Genomic DNA, 24,733 nt, shown 5'->3' with positions numbered 1-24,733 from the left:
TTCCTGAGTAGCGGATTCTGTCAGTGAACTTCTTCAACATACGGAGCTCGTACATGCCACATCGCAGCATCAGTCTGCTGTCCCTTTTCACCTTTACAGTCATATGCTGTGGCTTCGCGCAGAAACAGTCCACCATTCCCCCTGGCCAGCTCGATCCAACCCGTACGGTTCGTCATCCGCAACTCTTCTCCTCATTTCACAAACCGCTTCCTGAGCAATACATCTGGACCAAAGACGACTCGCTCGTCGGGCGGATTGGCGCTATTCAGTACATCAGTCCTGGTGCTAACGGAAGCATAGAGCCTCACTACTTCCGTGCGGCCTTTAGTCTCGCCAGCGCCCCGGCTCAGGCGACGTTGTACGTGGCGGGTCCGCGATCGGCAAAAATCTACCTGAATGGAGTGCTTGCGGAGCAGATCTCAAGCAACACGCTTGACCCTCTGGGAATGCACGTCTTCCGTGTGGATGTCGCACGGCTGCTCCACGCAGGGCGAAATGTAATAGCAATGGAAGTTGTACGCGGACGGGGCATTCCCGGCTCGATGAACAGTCCCATGGGCATGCAACAGCTCTTCGGCGAGGTGATGGTAGCGAAGATCATCCCCGAACCCGGAGGAGTAGACGGTCCGGCGATTCTCATCAGTGGTCCACAATGGAAGGCGACACTCCACGCATCCCAAGGCTGGGAGCATGCGAAGTTTGACGATTCTGCATGGCCACATGCCACAGCTATCAGCCCCATTGAGGGATCGATCAATCTCTTTCAGTGGAATGCGGACGCGGGCCTCTACGACTGGCCCGGATACGAAGGGGCATCACCATTTCTGGCGCATATGTACATGCCAGCCGAGAATATCGAAAACGTAATTGCAGGCCGAAGCGAGTTTTACAATCTGCACACGCTGACCGCAGACTCAACCAGTCCACAGAGCGAATTTACAGTGAAGGTGGGGAGCGTAGCCCCGGGTAATAGCTATGCACCGGGCTTGACCCTGGATTTTGGCCGGGAAGTTACCGGCCGCGTCGAGCTAATTTCGGACTCGGACAACGAAGCCACGGTTTCGATTCAGTACGGCGAGTCGCAAGGAGAGGTGAACAACGGCCCCTACCTGGGAGTGAACCTTTTGAGGATTCCGCCACACGGAAGCGCACATGGACCGAAGTCTGCCTTCCGCTATGCGCGCATCCGGTTTCTCTCCGGGGGTTCCGAGCTACGCTTCAAGGCGATTCACCTTGAAGACATCTACTACCCCGTAAACTACGCGGGATCGTTTGAGTCCTCTGATCCCCTTCTGAATCGCATCTGGGAGATAGGCGCGTACACGGTCCACCTCTGCATGCAGGATGACATCTGGGATGCTCCCAAACGCGACCGGGGGCGCTGGATGGGCGACACAGATATCAGCGGCCACGTCAGCGACACCATCTTTTTCGACCACTTTCTTCTCAAGGACACGATGTCGCGACTGGTGGGTGATGTTCCTGTCCAGGAGCATGTGAATGGGATACCGGGCTACTCCGCCTTCTGGGTCACGGAATTGCAGAACTACTATCGCCACACCGGTGACAAACAGTTTCTGGAAAAGGTTCACCCTCAGCTTTTACAGTTGCTGCAAGTCATGGATAAGGAGTTCGACGCGCAGAATCAATTCACAAACCGCACACATGCATGGCTCTTTGTGGACTGGGCGATTAACTTATACGGGGACAATCCGGAGGTACGGCAGGCGACCACGCTGGAATACTATCGCGCGTATGTGGACGGCGCGAACCTGCTGAAGGAGCTTGGCGACACGTCGAACGCAGACCACTTCAAGAGCCGTGCAGCGCAATTGAAGAAAGCGGCTCAGCGATCTTTATGGTCGCAGTCCGATGGAGATTTCGGACCACGCTGGCAGACGAATGCCATGGCTGTCCTATCAGGAGTAGCTGACCCGGATCAATACGGATCGATCTGGACGAACGTACTCTCGAAGGTGGGCGAGCCGACCTTCCGCCCCAACCTTATCACTCCGTACTATGGTGCTTACGTTTTGGATGCAATGGCAAAGATGGACCATCGTGACGCCGCACTGAAGTGGATTCGCGAGTACTGGGGCGGAATGATTGACGAAGGAGCAACAACTTTTTGGGAAGCCTATGACCCATCCTGGCCTAAAGACAATCCACATCTGGATCTGCAGGCAGACGGGCGCGCTGGATACTTCGTCAGCATGGCGCATGGGTGGTCTGCCGCTCCAACTTACTGGCTTATGGAACAGGTACTCGGCATTCAACCAGTGGCGGAGGGTTTCAGCCGGGTAGTGATTCGCCCTGACCTGCTCGACCTGAAATGGGCACGCGGTCAGGAGCCAACCCCCGAAGGACCGCTAAAGGTGGAGTTGCACGCAGAGAATGGGATGAAGGCATCCATCGATGTGCCTGCGGGGCTAAATGCAACGGTCCTGTTCCCTGTGGCAAAAGGCTCAACCACCATCCAGGTGAACGGCAAGCCCATGGACGGCATACCTGCTGAGGGCGGGACTCGCCTACGGCTAATGCTCAAATCTTCCGGGCACTATGAGATTCAGGCGGAGTAGCTTGAGGACTCGATTATCCGATCAATGAACGCGCAGCAGATAAGCCATCATTCCGAGCCCAACCATCGCCAGCAGCAGGGCGACCACCGTAGCCAGTGTCGACAATTTGCCCGGATGGAATCGCCCCTCCCGCAGCAACTTGGTGAGATGGATGTGACGGATCGCCGATCCGATATTGACCGCGACGCCTAATCCTACCAGCGACATGCCCAGCCAAAGCGAAAGTCCCGTCGCATGACTGGGAAGACGGACATCATTCGGTCTGAGCTCACGCAGAAACAGCCCGAACCGTGAAACCACAAAGCCAAAGCCCATCAGGGCGATGCCGGTACGAATCCAGGCAAGAAAGGTGCGCTCAGAGGCGAAGTAAGTGCGCGGGTCGGCGTTCTGCTCGGCAGGAGTTGTCATCGTCACTAAGGGTAGATGCGCCTGCGCATCAATCGGGATTTTTCTGCTGCAGCCTGGTCTGGTAAGCGAGACAGATACAGAGGGGGCAGGCCAAAGCCTACCCCCGCTTTCCAAATGAGAACTCCCCCGGAACTAGTCGTAGTACTCAAGGCCGAGGTGGGTGATCAGGTCTGCACCCATGATGTGGCGCAGCGTGTTCTTGAGCTTCATCGATTGGATAAAGAGGTCATGCTCTGGATAGAGCCCCTCTGCCACCATAGGCGATTTGAAGTAGAAGCTCAGCCATTCCTGGATACCGAGATGGCTCAACTCAGGCGTACGCTTGGCCAGGTCAAGGAAGAGAACCAGATCCAGCGCCAGCGGAGCCGCCAGGATCGAGTCGCGGCAGAGAAAGTCCACCTTGATCTCCATCGGATAGCCCAGCCAACCGAAGATATCGATGTTGTCCCAGCCCTCTTTGTTGTCACCACGCGGCGGATAATAATTAATGCGAACCTTGTGGTAGATATCGCCATAGAGCTCTGGATGCAGCTTCGGTTGCAGAATGAAGTCGAGCACACCAAGCTTCGACTCTTCCTTGGTCTTGAAGGACTCGGGATCATCGAGCACCTCACCATCGCGATTACCGAGGATGTTGGTCGAATACCAGCCACGAAGTCCCAGCATTCGCGTCTTCAAGGCCGGAGCGAGTACAGTCTTCATGAAAGTCTGTCCGGTCTTGAAATCCTTGCCACAGATTGGCGCACCGGTGATCTTCGCCAGTTCCTGCATGCAGGGAAGGTCAACAGTCAGATTCGGAGCGCCATTAGCAAACGGCACACCTTCTTTGAGGGCTGCATAGGCATAGATCTGCGAAGGCGCAATTCCCGGATCATCTTCCAGCAGACCCTTTTCAAAGGCCTCCAGCGACTGGTGAACCGCGGTCGGCTCAAGGAAGATTTCAGTCGAACCGGTCCATAGAACAACCACGCGATCGACCTTGCTCTGGAACTCCTGAATATCATTGCGCAGTTGCTGGGCGAGATCGCACTTGCTGCGGCCTTTCTTCACATGGGTGCCATTCAGACGCTTGACGTAGTGCTGATCGAATACAGCCGGCATCGGCTGGATTGATTCCAGGTACTCCTTCATCTCTTCCAGGAGTTCCTTATCGAGCACCTTGGCATGCTTGGCGGCCTCGTACATGTTCTCAGGGAAAATCTCCCAGCCGGTGAAAACAACGTCCTGCAGGTCCGCAAGCGGAACAAAATCCTTGATGAGTGGCGTCTGGTTGTCGGTGCGCTTGCCCAGACGAATCGTGCCGAGCTGGGTCAGCGAACCGATAGGCGCTGCCTTCCCGCGGCGGACTGCTTCTACTCCGGCGATCAGGGTCGTAGCGACGGCCCCCATGCCGACCAGCATGACACCGAGTTTTCCTGTTGCTGGCTTGATCTGTGCTCCGGCAGCGGATTCATGACCGCTGTCTTTGGGTGTTGGCATTGCTTTCTTTAGACCGTCCTCTCACTGGATAAAAAAATGGAGCGTGTTGCAAACACTTCAGTCTCGCCCCGCAAATGGCTATTTGGCAAACCAGCTGCCCTGAACGGTGACTTGTGACATTGAATGGAAGCCATGAAACTCTGAATGCAGTTACGGTATTCACAGAATCAAAGTCACGCCGTCTCCGGCTCATTCCGCGAGCGCCGCCAGTGCGACCAGACAAACCATACAAAACTGATCAGCAGCACCAGAACGACCGCGGTATGGAAGCGATGAAAGATCGCCTTGAAGCGTGGGTCGCTATCCCACCCCTGCCCCAGCTTTGCGCCGACGTAGGCCAGCACGAAACACCAGGGCCACGAGCCCAGAAACGTATAAATATGGAAGCGAAGCTGCGGCATCCTGGCAATTCCCGCAGGAAGAGCAATAAAGGTCCGCACCACCGGCAGCAGGCGCGCAACAAAAACGGTGATGCCGCCGAAGCGATTAAAGAAGTGAGTCGTGCGGTCGAGATCGTGTTTGCCTAGAAGCACATACCGGCCAAAACGCTCGACCATCGGGCGGCCACCATATGCGCCAATCCAGTAGGCCACTGCGGAGCCGAGATTGCAGCCAATCGCACCCGCCGTTGCCACCCAGAAGAGCTTCAACTGGCCCAGGTGCACCAGGTAGCCCGCAAATGGCATGATGATCTCAGAGGGTAGCGGCACGCACGCCGACTCGATACCCATGAGCAGGGCCACGCCCCCGTACCCAGAGGCTGAGATGGTCGCAATAATAAAATGGGCCAGGACAGCAAGAATCTTTTCAGTCATTCAAATTGAGTATACCTACGGGAAAATGCTCTTTTGACCTGACGCGGGCTTTCATTCTTCAATCCGCGGTCATGATAAGTTTGCCTTCTGCCCAAAGTTCCAAAACATGCATACAAGAGGCACCCATGATTCGACCGCTCATCGTTCTCAGCCTGGCGACCTTGATCGCCCCTGCCGCCCACGCACAGAGTAAGCAGACAACGCCGCTGTCCTATGACTGCTACCGCGCCAGCACCCCCATCCACATCGACGGAAAGCTCGATGATCCGGCGTGGAAGGAGGCTAAATGGACCTCAGACTTTGTCGATATTGAAGGGACAGCCAGGCCCGCACCGCGCTTTCGCACCCGCGTCAAGATGCTGTGGGATGACAAGTATCTCTACATTGCAGCCGAATTGCAGGAGCCGAATGTGACGGCGACGCTGCGGAAACATGACTCTGTCATCTTTCACGACAATGACTTCGAGGTCTTCGTCAAACCGTTGCCGCAAACGGAAAGCTACTATGAATTTGAAATGAATGCATTCAATACCGGCTGGGACCTCTTCCTGAACAAGCCTTACAACGAGAATGGGAAGCCAGATAACAGCTGGGACATTGCGGGGCTGAAGACAGCTGTTGCGGTCCAGGGAACCATTAATCATGCCGGTGACACGGATCAGGGATGGACGCTGGAAATTGCCTATCCCCTGAGCGCCTTCAACTCCCGTCAGCATGTGCCTCCACCGCATAACGGGACTGTGTGGCGCATCAACTTCAGCCGGGTAGAGTGGAAGCCAGGCCAGCCGAAGGAAGACAACTGGGTCTGGTCTCCGCAGGGCGTCATCAATATGCACGTTCCGGATCGCTGGGGCTATCTGCGCTTCCGCTAGGCTCCGTCATCACCCGGAGGCCAGCAGTGCACCGATCGGCAAAGGGGATGAATCAAAATCCTTGCTGCGAGAAACATCTCCGCGAGGCTATACTTCTCTCCCTATGAGAAAGTCCTTTTTCCTGAGTCTCCTACCGATTGGCTTTTTTTCTGCCTTTATCGTCGCCGCTCCAGCTCAGTCCCTGCTGGTAGTGAATCAGGGAGACAGCGATCTCAGCATCGTCAATCCTGCATCCGGCCAGGAGGTAGCGATCATCCATGAAGGAACCCCCGGGGTACACGGCCACGAAATTACCACCTCGGCGGACGGAAAAACAGCCTACATGCCGATCTATGGAAATGTGGGTGTTGGAAAACCGGGACTCAATGGCCACGAAATGCTCATTATCGACCTGCCATCGAGAAAGATCGTCGGCCACGTCGACTTCGGCCACGGCGTGCGGCCCCATCTTCCGGTGCTTGATCCCGCGCGGAACCTGCTTTATGTCACCACCGAGCTCGACAAAACTGTGACCATCATTGATCCGCAGACACACAAGATCCTGGGCGCTATTCCAACCGGCCAGGAGCAGTCACACATGCTGGCGCTCTCCCACGACGGCACGCGCGGCTATACGGCAAATGTTGGCCCGGGCACCGTCTCGGTGCTCGACATGGTCAACCGGAAGACGATGGCGGTCATTCCAGTATCGGACAAGGTGCAGAGGATCTCCGTCTCCCACGACGACAAACTGGCGTTCACCTCGGACCAGATCAAGCCACGGCTGGCCGTGATCGATACAGCAACGAACAAGATAAAGACGTGGGTTGCGCTTCCGGGCCTTGGCTATGGAAGCGCTGCAACCGCCGATGGACGGTGGCTGCTGGTCGCCGTCCCGACCGTGGATCAGGTATCTGTAGTGGATCTTGCCACGATGAAGGTGGTTCGCAACATCGCCGTCCCGAGCAAGCCACAGGAGGTTCTGATTCGCCCCGACGGTAAAGTCGCCTACGTGTCGTGCAACACCAGCGCTAAAGTCGCAGCCATCGATCTATCCCACTGGAAAGTTCAAAAGCTCATCACAGCAGGCAACTTTGCTGACGGGCTTGCATGGGCGAAGTAACGAGCATCTCATTTGTATGCCTTATCGTCCAGGTTCCTGCCAGCCGGAATCCGGCAACGTCGTTCCGGTTATTGATCGCAACCGCTGCGACGGCAAACAGGACTGCGTAGCTGTCTGTCCATTTGAGGTCTTCGAGATGAGGCTCTTTTCGCCTGGCGAGATTGGACGCCCGCACAAGCGCAAACCGAGGTGGCAGGCTATCGCTGTTCATGCCGAGCGCTGCCATGGCTGTAATCTATGTGTTATCGCGTGTCCTGAAAGCGCCATCCGCCTGCGCTCAACCCATCCGTAAGTTTTTGCTAGCATGGTGAGTGAGCCAAACAGGAGCGAACCCAATGTCTGAAGCAGCCGTCGCAGAGCGTCCCCAGGATCAGAATCAGCCCGCACACAAAGAAGAGAAGAAAGTACAGCGCCAGACCATCGGGTTTACCTTCTTCAAGGTGATGCCAGAGTGGCGGCGGCTTCCCGCAAGCGAACGTGCTGAGCACAAGCGCCTTTTCGCCGAGGTCATCAAGCGGTGGAATCAGCCCGGTCGGCTGCTCTCGCTCAGCTATTCGACCGTTGGCCTGCGCGGCGACTGCGACATGGTGCTGTGGCGCATCTGCTACTCACCGGACGACCTTAGCCAGATGACGGCCGAGCTCATGGCAACCCCCCTGGGAGGCTATCTCGAGACGCCCTACAACTACCTTTCGATGACCAAGCGGTCTCAGTATCTGATCGGCCATGAACACGAAGGGCAGGCAGACTCCCGCGGTTTTCTTCGCCCTGGCGGGCAGAAGTATATCTTTATCTATCCTTTCTGGAAGACCCGCGCCTGGTACCTGCTGCCGATGGAAGAGCGTCAACGGCTGATGAACGAACATATCCGCGTCGGCCATCTCTATCCCCGCGTCAAGCTCAATACGACCTACTCCTTTGGCATCGATGATCAGGAGTTCGTGGTGGCTTTTGAGACGAACTTCCCCGAGGACTTCCTCGACCTCGTGCAGCAGCTTCGCGAGACCGAGATCAGTCCCTACACGCTCAAAGACACCCCCATCTTCACCTGCATTCGGATGACTCCGGAAGAGATGCTTGACCGCCTGGGCTAACGATGCCGGTTAAGAAGACCACCTCAACAGCGAAGTCAGCGCCTCGCTCCTCAAAGCGCACCCGGAAGGCCGACCTTGCTCCGGAACGCATTGAGGAGCTTCTGCGGAGGCTCGCGGCGGCCTATCCGAATGCCGAGTGCGCGCTGATCCATCGCACGCCCTGGGAGCTGCTCGTCGCAACCATCCTCTCAGCGCAGTGCACAGACGCGCGGGTGAACATGGTCACACCCGAACTGTTTCGCCAGTTCCCTACCCCGCGGGCAATGGCAGAAGCATCGCCGGCGGCCATCGAGGAACTGATCCGCACCACCGGCTTCTACCGCAACAAGGCGAAATCGATCTCCGGCGCAGCAAAACGAATCGTCAGTGAATTCGGCGGTAAAGTGCCGCGCACCATGGATGAGCTGTTGACGGTTCCGGGCGCAGCCCGCAAGACTGCCAACGTGGTGCTTGGCGTGGCCTATCAGCAGGCCGAGGGGGTGGTGGTCGACACCCATGTACTGCGTCTTTCGCGCCGCCTGGGATTAACCCAGGAGACCACCCCGCAGAAGGTCGAGCAGGACCTGATGAAGATTATCCCGCGCGATCGCTGGATCGCCTTTTCGCATGAGCTGATCCACCATGGGCGTCAGGTCTGTATAGCGCGTAAGCCGAAATGCGCCGAATGTCCCCTGGAAAACATCTGCTACTCCGGCGATAAGACCTGGACCAGTATTTAGCTCTTTATCAGTTAGCACCATCGGATGACAATGATTTGGCCCGCCGCCTCCATCCCGTAAGCCGGTCAGGCTAACTCCGCAAAAGCAGCTCCGTGGTCGCGTGGATGATCCCAGCAACATTGTGCTCCGAAGCCTCCGCCGCTGGTTCCCATCCATGCTCGCGGAGAGTTGCACTCGTGATCGGTCCGATCGAAACTGCCTTCACCTGGCCGCCAAGGCGCGTCCCGGCTTCCGCAAGCAGACGAAAAAAATTGCTGACAGTTGAAGAGCTCGTAAAAGTAACCGCATCCGGCAATTTGCCATCCGGCGCGAATAGTTCGCGCAAGCGTATGACGGATTCCTGCGGCAGCACTGTGCGGTAGGCCTCCACGATATCCACCACGGCGCCACATCTCGTCAGTTCCGCAGGCACCACATCGCGAGCAACGGAAGCTCGAGCCAGCAGTACACGGCTGCCCTTCACCTTGTCTTTAAGTGCAGCTGCCAGCGCCTCCCCTACATAGCGCTCTGGAACCATGCTGACCGGAATTCTGGCATTCTCCAGCGCCTGCCGGGTGGAACTGCCGATAGCCACCACCCCAAGGCTGCCAAATACGGCCTGATCAATCCCCAGGACTAGACTGCGCTCGACCAGAACGCGGGCAGTATTCGCGCTGGTCACAACAAGAAACTGATACTTCGACAGATTAGAGAGAGCATTATCGAGCGGCGCATAGGACACGGGCGGAACAATCTCGATCGCGGGCAGCTCGACGACTTCAGCCCCCAGCGAAATCAGCTTTGCTGAAAGTGCGCTTGCCTGGTGGCGAGCCCGGGTGACAACGATCCTGCGCCCCGCCAACGGCCCCGCACTCATCTTGCAGCCTTGAGAATGTCCCCTGCACCCTGCTCAAGCAGTTGCGCGGCCAGCTGCAGCCCCAGCTCCGTTGCTGACTTTTCACGCTGGCGATCATAGACATCCAGGAGGATTAGTTCCCCGTCCGGCACAGCAACCACGCCCGTAATGCTGTAACCCTGCGGAAACGCCTCACAGTAAATACCGATAGGCACCTGGCATCCACCACCCAGCGCTGCCAACGCAGTGCGTTCCGCGGTCACCGCATAGCGCGAGGATGCGTGGTCGAGGAAAGCCAGCGACTCCAGCATCGCCACGTCTGCAGCGCGTGTCTCGATAGCCAACGCTCCCTGGCCCGCTGCCGGGCAGAGCGTCATGGGGGAAAACCGCTCACGAATCCACTCCGTGCGCCCGAGGCGCTCCAATCCTGCTGCAGCCAGGATGATCGCATCGACCTCACCTTCGCCGAGCTTTCGCAAGCGGGTGTCAACATTCCCGCGAAACTCCACAAACTCCAGATCAGGGCGATGATGGCGCAGCTGCGACTGCCTGCGAAGGCTGCTGGTGCCCACGCGGCCCCCATGCGGAAGCGCAGGAAACGCCTCATACTTCGGGGAGACGAATGCATCGCGAGGGTCTACACGCTGCGGTATCGCAGCTATGGTGAATTGTGGATCAAGCTCGGTAGGCAGATCCTTCAGGCTATGCACTGCCAGATCGATGCGCCCATCTGCCAGCGCCTCTTCGATCTCCTTCGTAAACATGCCCTTTGTTCCGACATTCGCAAAGGCTGTCGCTTGCATCCGATCGCCGGTTGTGCGGATAATCTCGATCGCTACCTCATGGCCTGCTCCCCTGAGCGCGTCCGCAATATGATTTGCCTGCCACAGCGCCAACTGCGAACCTCGAGAACCGATGCGGATCATTCCTGCTCCTTGCCGCTGGTGTTGAGCGCCGTCACGACGGACTCATCCTCCTCACCGACCTCTGTCAGCTTGAATATATTCCGCATCATCTCAATCGCAGCCGCATTGCCGTCCAAAGACGCGGCCTTGATCGCCGCCAGCGGCATATGGAGAAACTTATTTGCTAATCCGCGCGTAACCGCATCCACTGCTGCGATCTGCTCCGGATTGAGTGATTGCAGTCGCGACTGGGCCCGTCGCAGCTCTGCCTGGCGCAGCTCCTCAATGGACCGCTGCAGGGCCACGATCGTGGGCACAACATCGACCGCGAGCGATCGTCTTTGAAAGCGCTCGACCTCGAGGGAAATGATGGCCTCTGCCTTCTCCGCTTCTAGCTTACGGTTAGCCAGATGCGAAGCAGCGACTGACTGCAGATCATCGATATCGTAGAGAAACACCCCGTCGACCTTGTTCATCTCGGGATCGACATCGCGAGGCACCGCAATGTCGATGAAGAACATGGGACGGTTGCGCCGTCGGTGCATAAACTGCTGCCCATGTTCGCGACGGAAGAGTGGAGTAGCGGAACCTGTCGAGGTGATGATGATGTCTGCCTGGTCGGCTGTGGCGTAAAGATCTTCAAATCGAAGCGTGCTGCCTCCAAAGCTCTGAGCCAGATGCATCGCCCGTTGATGGGTACGGTTCGCAACCAGAATCGAGTTGGCCCCTTGCTGGATGAGATGCTTCGCCGCCAATTCACTCATCTTGCCGGCTCCCACCAGCAATACCCTACGGTTGTCGAGCGAGCCGAAAATTTTCCGCGCCAGATCAACCGCTACCGAGGCTATCGACACCGACGAGCTTCCGATCTGGGTATCGGTGCGGACCTTCTTAGCCGTAGCAAATGCAGCCTGAAGCAGCCGGTCCATCTGCGCATGCGCCGCGCCCACCGAGCGGGCCACCGCATAAGCTTCTTTTACCTGTCCCAGGATCTGCGGCTCTCCGACGATCATCGAGTCAAGGCTGGATGCCACGCGAAACAGGTGGCGAACCGCATCAGCATCGGCATGCTCATAGAAATGTGGCCTCAACTCGGCCGGATCGATTGCAAAAAATTTCTGAAAGAAGACCGGCAACTCAGCCTGATCGTGGCAGGCCACTACCTCGACACGATTGCAGGTGGAGAGCACCATCGCCTCCCGCACACCCGCCTCTTCGATCAGCGAGCGCGTCACCTCTGCGAGTCGCTCCTGCGCAATTGCGAGCCTCTCCCGCAGCTCGACAGGAGCCGTCTTGTGGTTCACGCCTGCGACTACAAGCTTCATGGCACTGAAAACCTGTGGACCGAACTCAGCAAATTTGCCGCCCAGACACTGAGCATCACGATGAAGACCGCCGAGGAGAGGTACACAGCGCGCCGCCCCCGCAATCCGGTGCTGCGCCGGACAAAGAGCAGTACCACATAAAGAATCCACATCACGAAGGACAGCAACACTTTAGGATCGAGAAAATACGCAGCGCCTATATGCTCTTGCGCAATCAACGAACCTGCCAACAGACCCACCGTCATGCAGCAGAAGCCAACAACCAGTGATGTCTGAGCAATCTGGTCCATCGTGTCCAGAGGAGGCAGCCATTCCAGGAAGCCAGGGGTCTCTTTGTTTTTCATTCGCCGCTCCTGCACCAGGTACAGGATGCTGGCGATCATCGAAAAGATCAGCGAAGCATAGGCCGCGAGCAGGGTCGTAACATGGACAAAAATCCATCCGCTGCGGATAAACGGTGAGGAAAACGCATGCCTGTCCGGTCCAAGGGCGGGCACAAGTGCCAGCAGTAGCGCCAGCGGCATTGCAAACATGCCGAAGGAAACGGCTTTGTAGCGGATCCAAACCAGCATGAAGGCGGTGGCGATAAGCAGCGAAAGCGTCGACTGCACCTCGTGAAGCCCTAGAGCGGCGAGGTGCCGCGCGCCGGAGAGCATCTCCACAAATGAAACAAAATGGAAGAGCCAACCGGTGATTGCGAAGCAAACGCACAGCTGCTGCCAGCGCGGACGGCGCCCCAGAACAGCCGGCACGGCGGAAATACTGCCCAACCCATAAAAAACGGCCGCGACTCTAAGCCATAGCAGGTACATGCGAACTTTCAGTATAAGCTGTGGCGCAAATCAACGGCTTTGCCCGGCACTTTGACCACACCCAATATTATTTACCTTTCAGGCAAGGGATCGGCGGCTACTCTGCATCTCTTCCGGTGAGGGCGCTTTTGGCGTCTTAATTTCATACCAGGCTTGCAGGAGGAATCAATGTCGGATTATCGGGTTCGCGCAGGGGAAATTAACGAAGATCAGATGACAGCCATGATGGAGAGCTATTCGGCGAAGTGGCCGACCAGCTTCTTCCTCGGCGCGGCGTTCGCGTCAATGGCAGCCTCACTCGTGCTCAAGGCACAGGGCAAAGACAATATGTCGCTTTTCATCGGGCAGTGGGCCGCTCCATTCCTGATCCTCGGTACTTACAACAAGATGGTCAAGCAGCACGGGTCCGACGCACAGGCTAAAGTGCTCTGATTTCAACCCGGATTACCCGCCAGCACGCCGTTCGCGGTATGCTGGCGTTTCCCGGTGTCTAACGAAATCATCCAACCCGCCGGCGGGGCCATGACCCCGCTCATGCGCCAGTACACGGCTGCAAAGAGTCAGAATCCTGACGCGCTGCTCTTTTTTCGCCTTGGCGACTTTTACGAACTCTTCTTTGACGATGCCAAAACCGCAGCGCGCGAGCTTCAGATCACCCTCACCTCCCGCGACCGTGAAAAATCCGTCCCCATGTGTGGAGTTCCCTACCACGCTGCCGAAGGATACATCGCGCGGTTGCTGCGCAAGGGCTACCGGGTAGCCATCTGCGAACAGCTCGAAGACCCTAAGCTAACGAAAAAAATTGTACGGCGAGAAGTCACTCGCGTTCTCTCGCCCGGCACTGCACTCGATCCCGCTCTCGATTCGGGACAGAATAATTTTCTCGCTGCGCTCTTCGCCACCGACACTGCTGTTGCGCTCGCGCTGCTTGATCTCTCCACAGGTGACTTCCGCGCCTCCGAGTTCACCGGCGCCACAGCTCTCGCTCAGGCTATCGACGAATTGCTGAAGACCGGGGCCAGCGAACTGCTGTTGCCAGCGGGGTGGCCCCACGGCGAACAAGTCGAACGCATCCGCACCCGGACGCTCCTGGATAACTGGGTTTTCACACGCGACCATGCCCTGCCGCTCTTGGAGCGGCAGCTCGGCGCGCTGTCGCTTGATGGCTTCGGACTGGAGCAGCATCCCGCAGCGGCCATAGCTGCCGGGGCTGTCCTGCATTATGTGAGGACAACGCAGCAAGCCGACCCCGACCACATTGACAGCATCCGCTTCTATGAGCGCACCGAACACCTGCAGCTCGATCAGGTTACCGTACGCAATCTTGAGCTGCTGGAGCCGATCTTCAGCGGCTCGGACGCGGATGCTACGCTTTTCCGCGCCCTGGACTGCTGCCAGACCCCCATGGGCAAACGCCTGCTGCGTGGCTCTATCCTTCGTCCTCTGATCGATGCCGCGGCCATCGAATCGCGCTACGAGGCCGTCGATTGCCTCAGAGGCGATCTGGTGTTGCGCGAGGAGCTGCGCCGGCCGCTCGCAGGCGTGCAGGATCTTGAACGTCTGCTCGCACGACTGTCTCTCGACAGTGCGGGCCCCCGCGATGTACTGGCGCTCGCCTCCTCGCTGCGGCCGCTTCCAGCCGTGCGCGAGGCCCTTAAGCGTTGTGAGGCGCCTCTCCTCGCATTCTCGCTCGAGCGTCTCGACGCAATGGAAGATCTCCGCGCACGCATCGAATCCGCGCTGCAAACGGAGCCCCCGCTTACCCTGGCGGAAGGCGGCGTCATCGCATCCGGCATCGACGCCGAGCTTGATGAACTGCGCTCGATCAGCAGTACAGGACGGCAGTCGATCGCGGCCATCGAGGAGCGCGAGCGTACCCGCACCGGCATTCAGTCGCTCAAGGTCCGTTTCAACTCCGTCTTTGGCTATTACCTGGAAATTACCAGGGCGAACCTCGCCCATGTTCCCGCCGATTATGAGCGCAAACAAACGCTCGCGAACGCTGAGCGGTTCACCACACCCGAGCTCAAGGACTACGAAACCAAAGTACTGACCGCCCATGAGCGAGCCATCGAAATTGAAAAGCGCCTCTTCGCAGAGCTGCGACGGAGCATTCTTGAACATGCAGGGCGCATCCGGCGAACGAGCACCGCTGTTGCGGAAATCGACCTTCTGGCAAACTTTGCACACCTGGCGGCCCTGCGCAGCTACACTCGCCCGACCATCGACGAAACCTGCGTGCTTGAGGTAGCGGCTGGTCGCCACGCGGTCATCGAGTGCCTCATGGAGTCGGCAGGTGAGGGACGTTTCGTGCCGAACGACCTTTACCTCGACAATGCCGGACCAAACCTGCTACTCATCACCGGCCCCAACATGGGCGGCAAGTCGACCTACCTGAGGCAGGCAGCCATCTTCGTCATCCTTGCGCAGATGGGCTGCTTCGTCCCCGCCGAGCGAATGCGCTATGGCATCGTCGATCGTGTTTACACACGTATTGGAGCGAGCGATAACGTTGCGCGGGGGCGTTCCACCTTCATGGTCGAGATGACCGAGACAGCAACCATTCTCAACACCGCAACCGCTCGCTCGCTCGTGCTGCTCGATGAGATGGGTCGCGGTACGGCCACCTTTGACGGCCTTTCGCTCGCATGGGCCACCATCGAATATCTGCACGCCAAAATTGGCGCGCGTACCCTCTTCGCAACCCACTATCATGAACTCACGATGCTTGCCGAACAGCTGCCCAGGCTTGAGAATCTTCGCGTCGCGATCAAGGAAACGCCGCGGGGCATCGTCTTCCTGCACTCCATCGAGCGTGGACCCGCCAACAAAAGCTATGGCATCGAGGTAGCTCGCCTTGCCGGCCTTCCGTCGCAAGTTATCGAGCGCGCACGCCAGGTGCTCAAGCAACATGAGCGCTCGGAGCGGCGCAACATCGCCGCGGAAACAGCTGCGCCGGTTCAACTGACAATCTTCACTCCCCTTTCGCAAAGGGTCCTCGATCGCCTGGAAGAGACCGATGTCAACACGCTCACACCACTGCAGGCTCTCAACCTGATAGAGCAACTGAAGAATGAGATCAGGCAATCGCGGGGCGGCAATGGCTGACCGCGCCACTTTGCGAAAGGATGTCGGGCAGCTTCTGGTCGTCGGTCTCGAATCTCTCGCTCTGACCGGAAGCGAGCGCGCGTGGTTGAGACTGCTACAACCCGCTGGCGTAATTCTCTTCCGGCGCAATATCGAAGCAGCCTCGCAAACAGTAGATCTGCTGCGCCAAGCGACAGAAGCTGCAGGAGCGCCCCTGCTCCGCTGTGTTGATCTGGAGGGCGGCCTCGTAGACCGCTTTCGCGATCTGATTGCGCCAATGCCTTCTGCAGCTTCGGTCGCGGCAACGGGCAAGGCCGCACTATATCGCAAGCATGGCGCCCTCATTGGCCGCTCCACGCGACGGTTAGGGTTGAACATCACCTTCGCGCCGGTCATTGACCTGGCTTTGCCTGTTTCCAAGGATGTAATGCGGACCCGGGTTGTCTCCGACAACCCCGCAGAAGTCGTACGCTATGCACGCAGTTTCCTCGCTGGACTTCAGGGTGAGCGGGTGCTGGGATGTCTCAAGCATTTTCCAGGGCTTGGCGGCGGCACTCTCGACTCGCATCACGCAACGCCCGTCATTGAGCGCACAGCAAAGGAACTGTACGAAGCAGACTTACTTCCCTATCGTGAGCTTGCCCCGGCGGCTCCGATGGTGATGGTCTCGCACGCCTCTTACCCCCAGGCCTCACGTGACCCGAACCCCGCTTCGATCTCGCGCTACTGGATCACAGATATGCTGCGCAAGCGCATCGGATACAGAGGCCTCATCATCTCAGACGACATGGAGATGGGAGGCATTCTTACCCAGACGTCCATAGAAGATGCCTCCATCGCAGCCATCGCGGCAGGTACTGATCTAATTGAAATCTGTAAGGACCCTGCCCTGGTTCTTGCCGCCTATGAGGCGCTGCTGACCAGGGCGGAAAAGTCTTCAGCCTTTCGCCGCCGCGTCGAAACCGCGGCCAGAAAAGTTCGCAGCCACAAGCAGAGACTCCTGGATCGAAGGCCACTCAGAACACCCTCAACCGCCGAGATTGAAAACCTTCGCCGCGAGACACTGGCGTTCCGCGCGACGGTGGAGAAGTCCTCATGAGGAAGCCTCTTCCCTTTCGCGCACTGACTGTCGCCGGGATCATGAGCGGCACCTCTGCCGACGGAATCGATGTCGCCATCGTACGCATTACTCCCCACCGCCAACAGCCTGTACTGGAGCTCCTCGCGCATCAGGGCTTCTCCTTCCCCGGCGCCTTGCGTGCAGCAGTACTCGCATCGATGGATGCCCCACAAATCAGCACCGCCGAACTGGCACGCCTCAATTGGCGCCTCGGTATTGCTTACGCAGACGCAGTAAAGGACACACTGGCGAAGCATCCGGCGACCCTCGACCTTATCGGATGCCACGGACAGACCGTTTACCATCAGGGCGCGAAGACAAGCTATGCAGGCCGCCGCTTTGCCTGCACATGGCAATTGGGCGAGCCGGCGCTGCTGGCGAAAGCCCACGGCGTACCCGTCGTTGCAAATTTCCGCCCGGCCGACATGGCTGCAGGGGGCCAGGGCGCACCGCTCGTCCCACTCCTCGATTACACCTGCTTCCGCCATCCACGGCGGGCACGAGTTCTGCAGAACATCGGCGGCATCGGAAATCTCACCTGCGTTCCCGCTGGCTCCGCTCCTGAGGATGTCCTCGCATTTGATACAGGTCCCGGCAATATGGTCATCGACGCCTGCATGCAGCGGCTCTTCGACAAGCGCTACGACCGTGCAGGCAGAGTCGCCGCTTTGGGCGAGCCGCTCGAGCGCGTACTTAGCCCGCTGCTCAGGGAACGCTTCTTTTCAGCATCTCCGCCGAAATCCGCAGGCCGAGAGCAATTTGGCGAGGCCTACGTTGATCGCTTTCTCGCTGCCTGCCGCAAAGTAAGCAGCAGGGATGCTGATATCATCGCGACTGCAACGGCCCTGACCGCCCGGAGCATTACCGTGGCCATGGATCGCTTCGTATTGCCGACTATTACCGGCGAGATTGACTATGTGCTTTCTGGCGGGGGAGCGCACAATGCAACCCTCATCGGAATGCTTCGCGAGACGCTGGAGCTACGCGGCGCGACGATTCTTGAGAGTGGCCAGCTGGGCTTGCCTGTCGAAGCAAAAGAGTCAGCCGCCTTCGCACTGCTGGCCTATTACACCTGGCACATGCGTCCCGGCAATATTCTCTCTGCTACAGGCGCGGCTCGTCCTGCGCTCCTTGGAAGCATTACCTATGCGTAAGTTTTGCTTCGCGCTCATCCTGCTTCCGATGCTTCTCAGCGGATGCCATCGCCGCCCTGGGCCCACAAATACAGTCACCGTACTCATTGAGAGCAGCCCCACTAACCTCGATCCTCGGATTGGAGTGGACGCACCATCCGAACGTATCGATATGTTGCTCTTCGATGCCCTGGTCCACCGCGATAAGCACTTTGGCATAGAGCCCTGGCTGGCCGAGCGCTGGGAAACGCCTGATCCGCAAACCTACGTTTTTCATCTGCATCAGGGCATTCACTTTACCGACGGTCGTACTCTGACCTCGCGCGACGTAAAGTGGACGATCGACTCCATTCTCAACGGCACAGTCGTGACGGTGAAGGCAAATGGCTATCAGTCCATAGCGAGCATCGACACACCCGATCGCCTGACCGTCATCTTTCACCTCAAGAGGCCGGACTCTTCCTTCCTCTGGAATCTCTGCGATGGAGCCTCGGGAATTGTTCCGTATGGCAGCGGCGCCGATTTCTGGCGCCATCCAATCGGCAGCGGACCTTTCAAATTGGTGAGTCAGGCGCAGGACAGGGATGTTCTGATTTCTCGAAATCCCGCATATTGGCAGGCTCCGCCTCGCCTTCAGGAGGTGCGCTTCGCGGTCGTTCCTGACGCGACCACTCGGGCACTTGAACTGCAGAAAGGTTCGGCCGATCTTGCAATCAATGCTTTCCCGTCCGACATGGTCGCAGCGCTTGCCCGCAATAATAATCTGATCGTGGAGTCGGGTCCCGGGACCATTCTCAACTACATCACTTTCAATACCCGCGACCCGCTGCTGCGCGATATCCGCGTTCGCCAGGCAATTGCCCTGGCCATCAACCGTCCTCTCATCATCCAGTCCCTTTTCGATGGACGAGCACGTCTCGCCGAAAGTCTGCTGCCACCGGAGCATTGGGCGTGGACGGCCGAGGTTGAGCATCACCCTTACAACCCTCAGGCAGCTAATGCATTATTGGACCGCGCAGGCCACCCGCGCGATTCCCGGGGGACACGCTTTCACATTGCAATGAAGACCTCCACAGACGAAACGACCCGGCTGCTGGCCATGGTTCTACAACAGCAGCTTGCGGCGGTTGGGATCCAGCTCGATCTGCGAAGCTTTGAGTTCGCTACGTTCTATGCAGATATCACGCGCGGCGCTTTTCAGATGGCGCCCTCACGATGGATCGGTGGAAATGAAGCTCCCGATATATTCCGCTATTCCTACGCAAAGGCGTCCTTTCCGCCTCACGGGGCAAACCGCGGCTATTATGAAAACCCGGAGGTCGATCGTCTCCTCGCAGATGCCGCTGCATCCTCACAGCAAACAAAGCAGGCGCAGGACTATCAGCAAATCCAGCAGATCGTCGCTCATGATCTGCCAACAATCGATCTCTGGTATCTGGATACGGTCGCGGTCCACACCCGCCGGCTTAAGAACCTGACAATTTCGCCTTCCGGAGACTTTAACGGACTGCGTACGGCCTTTGTGCACTAAGAATAGTACCGCGCGGCCATCGCGGGCCTCACTCATACCCGAATGCAATTAGTGGGAATAGTGATGATGACGAACCGCAGGCCGCAGACGAGCGATAACCTTTCGCTTGACCTGACGGATGTGTCTGGCTTGGCCATTAGCCGGATCGAGAGCTATCGCTGACTCAAGATCACTCCGCTTGAGACCAGCCAGCATCGACGCAATTACAAACCCTACAAAGACGCCCACCCAACTGCCCAAGAGAAAGATGAACCAAGAACCAGCCATAAATCGCTCCTGCAACTTAGACGCAAAAAATGGTGCTACAGATGGCAGCGCTTCTTCATACAAGGGGAGTGCAATCTCATCACTTCATGCGGACGCTTTGCTCGGTGCCGGAATAGCTCACTTCCCGATCCGCATGCTCCGAGGCATCCGGTCCCGCTCCATGTCCCTCATGCACCAGGACAACCTCGAACTTACGATCTTTCACTATCCCTGGAAATGTTCCCCGCCTCGATCCGATGGTTAGAGTTCCGGTTGCGTCATTCCATTGAATCGGTATCTCCGAATGCTTACCCTTCTCATAGTTGTAGGTGTCGCCCTGATCCTCGTATAAGTCGAATGCAGCATTAGCTCCCCGGTAAATTCGCAATTCGATGGGAGCCTCAGGATGCTGCCCTGCGTAGTCGACCACAGGCCCCAGCGGTAAAATCGAGCCGGCTTTGACATACACCGGAATCCGCTCAAGAGGCGCGCTGGCAGAGATTCTCTGATCTCCGGCAATCTGCTTGCCGGTCCAGAAGTCATACCAGCTTGCTGCTGGCGGCAGATACACGGATCGCTCCTTTGCACCCTCCTCCGTCACTGGACTGACAAGAAGATCCGGTCCAAACATGAACTCATCTCCGATGTTCCAAACCTTGCGATCCGTCCGCCAGTCCATGACCAGCGGACGCATGATGGTCCCATCCTCGCTGGTCACCTTCCACGCAAGTGAATAGATGTAAGGCAACATGCGGTAACGAAGCTTGTCATAGTTGATCAGCAGCGGCGTGATCGGTTCATAGCTGAATACTTCATTTTCATTGTTCGCGCGATGCCCATGGGTGCGGAAGATCGGGCAAAACACACCGAATTCATACCAGCGGGCGTAAAGCTCCTGATACTCCGGATCATGCGTGTCCCGTGCCAGTGGCGGTCCGTAACCTGCGATATCGGTGGTCCAATAGGGCATGCCGGAAAGGGCAAAATTCAACCCCGCAGGAACCTGCCGAACGAAGGACTGAAAGGTGCTGTAGACATCACCCGACCAGGTTGTCGCGGCATACCGTTGATCGCCTGCAAAACCGGACCGCGTCAAGATAAAGACCCGCTTCTTATCCGTAGTAGCGCGCCAGTTAGTGTAAACATTCCCCGTGTGCATCAGTGGAAACAAATTCGTATAGAGCGCGCCATTGCCGAGAAACAGCTTCTTGTCAGCCAGAGTCGCGTCACTCTCACCGCCATGCGGATAAGCGACTTCCGGCTCAGAACTATCCAGCCAGAAGGCATCCCACCCCTGCGCAAATTCTTTCCCGACCAGATGGTCCCAATAGAACTTACCAGCCGCCGGGTTGGTCGCATCGTAATCGGTTGTACCTGGGATAGTCAGCCCCTCAGAACTCATCTCCTGATAATTCTTTGACTTTGTGTCCATCATGGCCCACACGCTCAGCATCGCGTGAACATGCTCGGCATGCAGCTTATCGAGCAGACCGGGTACATCTGGGTATGCATCCGGACGAAACTCCGGATCTCCCTGGCGCACCCACCAGTACCAATCCTGCACCAGCACATCCATCGGCACGTGTGCGTCTCTATATTCCTTCGCCACGCTCAGCAGTTCATCGGAGCTCTGGTACCGGTCCTTGGACTGAAAAAATCCGTAAGCCCACTCCCCATAGAGCGGCGCATGGCCTGTCATCGAGCGATATTGATGGACGATCTGGTCGATCTCCGGCCCGTAAAGAAAGTAGTAGTCGATAGCATGCGCCGCATTCGCTGACAGCTTCAACTCAGTAGCAAAGCGATTGTCGAAAGAGGATGCCGCCGCAGTATTCCAGAAGAGGCCATAGCCTTGCGTCGACACCATCAACGGAATCGTCACGCTGGTATTAATCTGTGCCAGATTCAGAGTTGCGCCACGATAGTTGAATACTCCGTTCTGATGCTGTCCCAGCCCATACAGCGCCTCGCGCACCTGCGGGTGGAAGCGTTCTTTCACCGCATAGAGTTGCTCCCCGTTCATAGTCACTGGTTGATACCGGCGCGGCTCATCCTGGAACTCCTGCAGAATTCGATGGCCCTGCTCATCCTGAAATTCCAGATTGCCCCAGTCGAGCGAGATCAGAATCTTAATCTCGCCGGTATCAACCACAGCATCATTCATCCGCCCAGGGTGATTGTCCGCCGTAGCGGTTGGAGTCTCCTTCGGCATCGTGAGTGTGAACTTTCCCGGCGTACAAGCCCCAGTCAGCCACGGCTGTTTCGGTGTCGCATCCTGAGCGGAACCATCTGGACTTGCGACTACATGCACGACAGTAGGGCTACAAACGGTCAGACGCAACACATCGGTAGCTGTCTTGACCAGCACTCCACTGGCCTGCTGCGATACCGTCACCGTATTCTGGGCGTCAGCATCCAGACAAGCGAACAGAGCAGCTCCCAATAGCAGGCATACACAGGAGACACCTCTTACTCGCGCCATCACTCTCGCTCCTCTACTTTGTAACTTCTATCGTTTTCTGCAGTTTGATATTGTCCGAGGCAGAACCCACCTTGATCGCCACCTGATCTGCCTCTACTACCCACTTCTGCGTCGCATCGTCCCAGTAGGCAAGGTTGCTGGCTTTCAGTGGCATCTTTACCATCCGCTTTTTGCCTGCAGGGATACTGACTCGCGCAAAGCCCTTCAACTCTTCGAGCGGCCGCTCTACCTGCGAGCCAAGATGAGTCACATAGAGTTGCACCACTTCGTCTCCGGGTCGCTTGCCTGTATTTTTCACTTCCACGCTGACCACGACGCTCTCACCTGCCTTCAGCTTCGATGTGCTTACCTTCAGCTTTGAATAGGCAAAGGAGGTATAGCTCAACCCATATCCAAATGGGTAGAGGGGCTTGCCCTTGAAATACATGTAGGTACGCCCGTGTCGAATGTTGTAGTCCATCATCGGCGGCAGTTGATCCATCGATGCCGGCCAGGTCTGCGTCAGGCGGCCCGCTGGGTTGTAATCGCCGAACAGCACATCGGCCAGCCCATCGCCCTCCTCTTCGCTGTTGTGAGTCATCTCTACAATGGCGGGAATGTTCTGGGCCGTCCAGTTCACGGTGAATGGAAAGCTCGCGTTCAACACGACGATCGTATGAGGATTCACGGCATACACACGCTTCGCAATCTCTTCCTGTTCGAGCGTTAACGACTTGCGATCGATAGCTTCCTTCCCGTCACTCGGCAGCGGACACTTCGCCCAGCCTGCATTGCAGGTCGGATGATTGCCGATAACGACAATCGCCAGATCGGATTTCTTCGCCAATGCCGTTGCTGCATCCAGATCATAGCCCGTGGCGAATTGCACATCGACGCCTGCCCCGGCGCGCTTACGAATACCTTCCAGAGGACTGATCGAATATGGCGGCGTGCCGCTGTACCAGTCGAGCAGCACCTTGTCCGCATACGGGCCAATGACAGCGATCGACCTTAGCCTCGTAGCGTCAAGCGGCAACATGCTGCCATCATTCTTGAGCAACACGATTGACTCATCTGTGACCTTCCGCGCCAGTGCTTTGTGGTCAGCCCAGTCCCAAGGATCGCCCTTGCTCGCGTCGCTGCCAATGCTCGCATAAGGGTTCATCGACGCAGGGTCCAGCATTCCCAGCTTGATCATCACCCGGAAAACACCGCGCAGGTTCTCGTTGATCTCCGCGTCTGTAATCAGCTTCTCGTCGTAAGCCTGCTGCACTGGCTGCTTGTACTTATCCAAAAACTGGTTGACCCCTGCGTGTAGCGCGCCTGCTGCGGCCTTATCGAGTGATGGGTAGTAGTGGTGCGCCGTCACCATGTTTGTCAGGGCGCCGGCATCGGTACAGATAATGCCATTGAATCCCCAGTCCTTCATCACCACATCTTTCAGCACAGGCTGCGCGGCCATTGGGATGTGGTTCCAGGCGTTATAAGCAGTCATGAAGGCATTCGAGAGTCCTTCTTCGATACCCATTCGAAAAGGGACCGAGTAATACTCGTGGAATAGCCTCGTATCAAAATTGGACGACGACCCGTCGCGTCCATCTTCATTGCTGTTGGCGAGAAAGTGCTTCATCAGCGAAGCGGTCTGCCAGTAATGCAGACTGCCCCCCTGGAGTCCTCTAACGAAGCCAACAGCAAGTGTTCCCACCAGATAGGGGTCTTCGCCGTAGCTCTCTTCACTGCGGCCCCACCGCGGATCGCGGCTCAAATCCGCATTTGGCGCACGCACGACCAGGCCGCCCCGGTGGTACTTAGGACTTTGGTAGGCGTAGCGCGTTTCATACCCTTCCACAGCTGCTGCCTGTTCCAGCAGCGCCGGATCCCAGGTCTGCCCCAGCCCACGCGATTGCGGGAACTGGGTCGTCGGAATCACGGTCTCGCCCTTGCGGCCCTCCCAGTGTCCGGGTCCACCCAGCGCCAGGCCATGTAGTCCCTCAACATGCCTCGTTCCTTTTACGCCGAGCCGCGGCACACTCGGGTCCGTCCCCAGGCAATCGATCTTTTCCTGGATTGTCATCCGTGAAATCAGATCAGTGATGCGCTGCTCGGCTGGAAGAGAGGGGTTCTGAAAGGGATACTGCGACTGTGCGCAGAGCGGAATGGCAGTGAGCACTCCAGTCCAGCAGATGGCGATGATCTTCGACTTCATGAGA

At 57.5% G+C, this 24,733-nt stretch carries 20 protein-coding genes; 11 read left to right on the top strand and 9 right to left on the bottom strand.

Annotated features, from left to right (window positions below; genetic code table 11):
• Positions 1-53 precede the first annotated feature (53 nt).
• The gene (locus C7378_RS16385) at positions 54-2,579 is read left to right on the top strand and encodes an alpha-L-rhamnosidase-related protein (RefSeq protein ID WP_131999133.1); all 2,526 of its coding nucleotides are present in this window, start codon (positions 54-56) and stop codon (positions 2,577-2,579) included.
• Between the two features lie 21 nt (positions 2,580-2,600).
• Here C7378_RS16385 and C7378_RS16380 read toward each other — a convergent pair whose 3' ends face one another.
• The 3 genes from C7378_RS16380 to C7378_RS16370 all read right to left on the bottom strand — a co-directional run bounded on the left by C7378_RS16380 (position 2,601) and on the right by C7378_RS16370 (position 5,281).
• The gene (locus C7378_RS16380) at positions 2,601-2,987 is read right to left on the bottom strand and encodes a YidH family protein (RefSeq protein WP_131999271.1); all 387 of its coding nucleotides are present in this window, start codon (positions 2,985-2,987) and stop codon (positions 2,601-2,603) included.
• Positions 2,988-3,119: 132 nt separating this feature from the next.
• A complete protein-coding gene (locus C7378_RS16375; protein WP_243648316.1) occupies positions 3,120-4,466 on the bottom strand; it encodes an inositol-3-phosphate synthase in 1,347 nt (448 codons plus the stop codon).
• A 173-nt stretch (positions 4,467-4,639) separates the two neighbouring features.
• Positions 4,640-5,281, bottom strand: coding sequence for a DedA family protein (locus tag C7378_RS16370; protein WP_131999131.1), 642 nt, complete (start codon positions 5,279-5,281; stop codon positions 4,640-4,642).
• A gap of 125 nt (positions 5,282-5,406) precedes the next feature.
• Here C7378_RS16370 and C7378_RS16365 point away from each other — a divergent pair, with 125 nt between their 5' ends.
• From C7378_RS16365 to nth, 5 genes are all read left to right on the top strand, one after another.
• Complete coding sequence (locus C7378_RS16365) at positions 5,407-6,153, top strand: carbohydrate-binding family 9-like protein (RefSeq protein ID WP_131999129.1); 747 nt, start codon at positions 5,407-5,409, stop codon at positions 6,151-6,153.
• Positions 6,154-6,256: 103 nt separating this feature from the next.
• Positions 6,257-7,255 (top strand): cytochrome D1 domain-containing protein, encoded by a 999-nt coding sequence (locus C7378_RS16360; protein ID WP_131999127.1) that lies wholly within the window; start codon positions 6,257-6,259, stop codon positions 7,253-7,255.
• A 16-nt stretch (positions 7,256-7,271) separates the two neighbouring features.
• A complete protein-coding gene (locus tag C7378_RS18240; protein ID WP_131999125.1) occupies positions 7,272-7,547 on the top strand; it encodes a 4Fe-4S dicluster domain-containing protein in 276 nt (91 codons plus the stop codon).
• 43 nt (positions 7,548-7,590) lie between these two features.
• On the top strand, positions 7,591-8,349 hold the full coding sequence (locus C7378_RS16350) for a chlorite dismutase family protein (protein WP_131999123.1): 759 nt from the start codon (positions 7,591-7,593) through the stop codon (positions 8,347-8,349).
• Between the two features lie 2 nt (positions 8,350-8,351).
• Complete coding sequence (gene nth / locus C7378_RS16345) at positions 8,352-9,068, top strand: endonuclease III (protein WP_131999121.1); 717 nt, start codon at positions 8,352-8,354, stop codon at positions 9,066-9,068.
• Between the two features lie 70 nt (positions 9,069-9,138).
• On the opposite strand, the gene C7378_RS16340 is transcribed toward nth, so the two are convergent.
• The 4 genes from C7378_RS16340 to C7378_RS16325 are packed head-to-tail and all read right to left on the bottom strand — an operon-like array spanning position 9,139 to position 12,885.
• Entirely contained in the window at positions 9,139-9,924 is a 786-nt protein-coding gene (locus C7378_RS16340) for a uroporphyrinogen-III synthase (protein ID WP_131999119.1), read from the bottom strand.
• Complete coding sequence (gene hemC, locus C7378_RS16335; RefSeq protein ID WP_131999117.1) at positions 9,921-10,829, bottom strand: hydroxymethylbilane synthase; 909 nt, start codon at positions 10,827-10,829, stop codon at positions 9,921-9,923. The genes C7378_RS16340 and hemC overlap by 4 nt, the downstream gene beginning before the upstream one ends.
• A complete protein-coding gene (gene hemA, locus C7378_RS16330) occupies positions 10,826-12,133 on the bottom strand; it encodes a glutamyl-tRNA reductase (RefSeq protein WP_131999115.1) in 1,308 nt (435 codons plus the stop codon). The genes hemC and hemA overlap by 4 nt, the downstream gene beginning before the upstream one ends.
• Positions 12,130-12,885 (bottom strand): cytochrome C assembly family protein, encoded by a 756-nt coding sequence (locus C7378_RS16325; protein WP_341539159.1) that lies wholly within the window; start codon positions 12,883-12,885, stop codon positions 12,130-12,132. The genes hemA and C7378_RS16325 overlap by 4 nt, the downstream gene beginning before the upstream one ends.
• Before the next feature lie 228 nt (positions 12,886-13,113).
• Here C7378_RS16325 and C7378_RS16320 point away from each other — a divergent pair, with 228 nt between their 5' ends.
• The 5 genes from C7378_RS16320 (at position 13,114) to C7378_RS16300 (ending at position 19,816) form a co-directional block, all read left to right on the top strand.
• Positions 13,114-13,377, top strand: coding sequence for a hypothetical protein (locus tag C7378_RS16320; protein ID WP_131999111.1), 264 nt, complete (start codon positions 13,114-13,116; stop codon positions 13,375-13,377).
• A gap of 90 nt (positions 13,378-13,467) precedes the next feature.
• On the top strand, positions 13,468-16,053 hold the full coding sequence (gene mutS / locus C7378_RS16315) for a DNA mismatch repair protein MutS (RefSeq protein ID WP_131999267.1): 2,586 nt from the start codon (positions 13,468-13,470) through the stop codon (positions 16,051-16,053).
• Entirely contained in the window at positions 16,019-17,131 is a 1,113-nt protein-coding gene (gene nagZ / locus C7378_RS16310) for a beta-N-acetylhexosaminidase (RefSeq protein ID WP_131999109.1), read from the top strand. Before mutS ends, nagZ begins: the two co-directional genes overlap by 35 nt.
• The gene (locus C7378_RS16305) at positions 17,128-18,306 is read left to right on the top strand and encodes an anhydro-N-acetylmuramic acid kinase (RefSeq protein WP_131999107.1); all 1,179 of its coding nucleotides are present in this window, start codon (positions 17,128-17,130) and stop codon (positions 18,304-18,306) included. The genes nagZ and C7378_RS16305 overlap by 4 nt, the downstream gene beginning before the upstream one ends.
• Positions 18,299-19,816 carry an ABC transporter substrate-binding protein gene (locus tag C7378_RS16300; protein ID WP_131999105.1) on the top strand — a complete coding sequence of 506 codons (1,518 nt, stop codon included), beginning with the start codon at positions 18,299-18,301 and terminating at the stop codon, positions 19,814-19,816. The genes C7378_RS16305 and C7378_RS16300 overlap by 8 nt, the downstream gene beginning before the upstream one ends.
• 346 nt (positions 19,817-20,162) lie before the next feature.
• On the opposite strand, the gene C7378_RS16295 is transcribed toward C7378_RS16300, so the two are convergent.
• Together C7378_RS16295 and C7378_RS16290 are read right to left on the bottom strand one after the other, a co-directional pair.
• The gene (locus tag C7378_RS16295; protein WP_131999103.1) at positions 20,163-22,544 is read right to left on the bottom strand and encodes a glycoside hydrolase family 31 protein; all 2,382 of its coding nucleotides are present in this window, start codon (positions 22,542-22,544) and stop codon (positions 20,163-20,165) included.
• Positions 22,545-22,557: 13 nt separating this feature from the next.
• On the bottom strand, positions 22,558-24,729 hold the full coding sequence (locus tag C7378_RS16290; protein WP_131999101.1) for a glycoside hydrolase family 3 C-terminal domain-containing protein: 2,172 nt from the start codon (positions 24,727-24,729) through the stop codon (positions 22,558-22,560).
• Between the last annotated feature and the right edge of the window lie 4 nt (positions 24,730-24,733).

The organism is Acidipila rosea, assembly GCF_004339725.1.
GTDB lineage: Bacteria > Acidobacteriota > Terriglobia > Terriglobales > Acidobacteriaceae > Acidipila > Acidipila rosea.
Note: the sequence above shows the minus strand (reverse complement) of the source record. Positions and strands in the feature narration are given on the sequence as shown.

Coding starts and splice junctions, on each gene's coding strand:
- C7378_RS16340 (WP_131999119.1), bottom strand. CDS start 9,924: ATGAGTGCGGGGCCGTTGGCGGGGCGCAGGATCGTTGTCACCCGGGCT.
- C7378_RS16350 (WP_131999123.1), top strand. CDS start 7,591: ATGTCTGAAGCAGCCGTCGCAGAGCGTCCCCAGGATCAGAATCAGCCC.
- nagZ (WP_131999109.1), top strand. CDS start 16,019: ATGAGATCAGGCAATCGCGGGGCGGCAATGGCTGACCGCGCCACTTTG.
- hemC (WP_131999117.1), bottom strand. CDS start 10,829: ATGATCCGCATCGGTTCTCGAGGTTCGCAGTTGGCGCTGTGGCAGGCA.
- C7378_RS16385 (WP_131999133.1), top strand. CDS start 54: ATGCCACATCGCAGCATCAGTCTGCTGTCCCTTTTCACCTTTACAGTC.
- C7378_RS16360 (WP_131999127.1), top strand. CDS start 6,257: ATGAGAAAGTCCTTTTTCCTGAGTCTCCTACCGATTGGCTTTTTTTCT.
- C7378_RS16305 (WP_131999107.1), top strand. CDS start 17,128: ATGAGGAAGCCTCTTCCCTTTCGCGCACTGACTGTCGCCGGGATCATG.
- C7378_RS16290 (WP_131999101.1), bottom strand. CDS start 24,729: ATGAAGTCGAAGATCATCGCCATCTGCTGGACTGGAGTGCTCACTGCC.
- C7378_RS18240 (WP_131999125.1), top strand. CDS start 7,272: ATGCCTTATCGTCCAGGTTCCTGCCAGCCGGAATCCGGCAACGTCGTT.
- C7378_RS16300 (WP_131999105.1), top strand. CDS start 18,299: ATGCGTAAGTTTTGCTTCGCGCTCATCCTGCTTCCGATGCTTCTCAGC.
- C7378_RS16375 (WP_243648316.1), bottom strand. CDS start 4,466: ATGCCAACACCCAAAGACAGCGGTCATGAATCCGCTGCCGGAGCACAG.
- C7378_RS16370 (WP_131999131.1), bottom strand. CDS start 5,281: ATGACTGAAAAGATTCTTGCTGTCCTGGCCCATTTTATTATTGCGACC.
- hemA (WP_131999115.1), bottom strand. CDS start 12,133: ATGAAGCTTGTAGTCGCAGGCGTGAACCACAAGACGGCTCCTGTCGAG.
- C7378_RS16295 (WP_131999103.1), bottom strand. CDS start 22,544: ATGGCGCGAGTAAGAGGTGTCTCCTGTGTATGCCTGCTATTGGGAGCT.
- nth (WP_131999121.1), top strand. CDS start 8,352: ATGCCGGTTAAGAAGACCACCTCAACAGCGAAGTCAGCGCCTCGCTCC.
- C7378_RS16320 (WP_131999111.1), top strand. CDS start 13,114: ATGTCGGATTATCGGGTTCGCGCAGGGGAAATTAACGAAGATCAGATG.
- C7378_RS16365 (WP_131999129.1), top strand. CDS start 5,407: ATGATTCGACCGCTCATCGTTCTCAGCCTGGCGACCTTGATCGCCCCT.
- C7378_RS16380 (WP_131999271.1), bottom strand. CDS start 2,987: ATGACAACTCCTGCCGAGCAGAACGCCGACCCGCGCACTTACTTCGCC.
- mutS (WP_131999267.1), top strand. CDS start 13,468: ATGACCCCGCTCATGCGCCAGTACACGGCTGCAAAGAGTCAGAATCCT.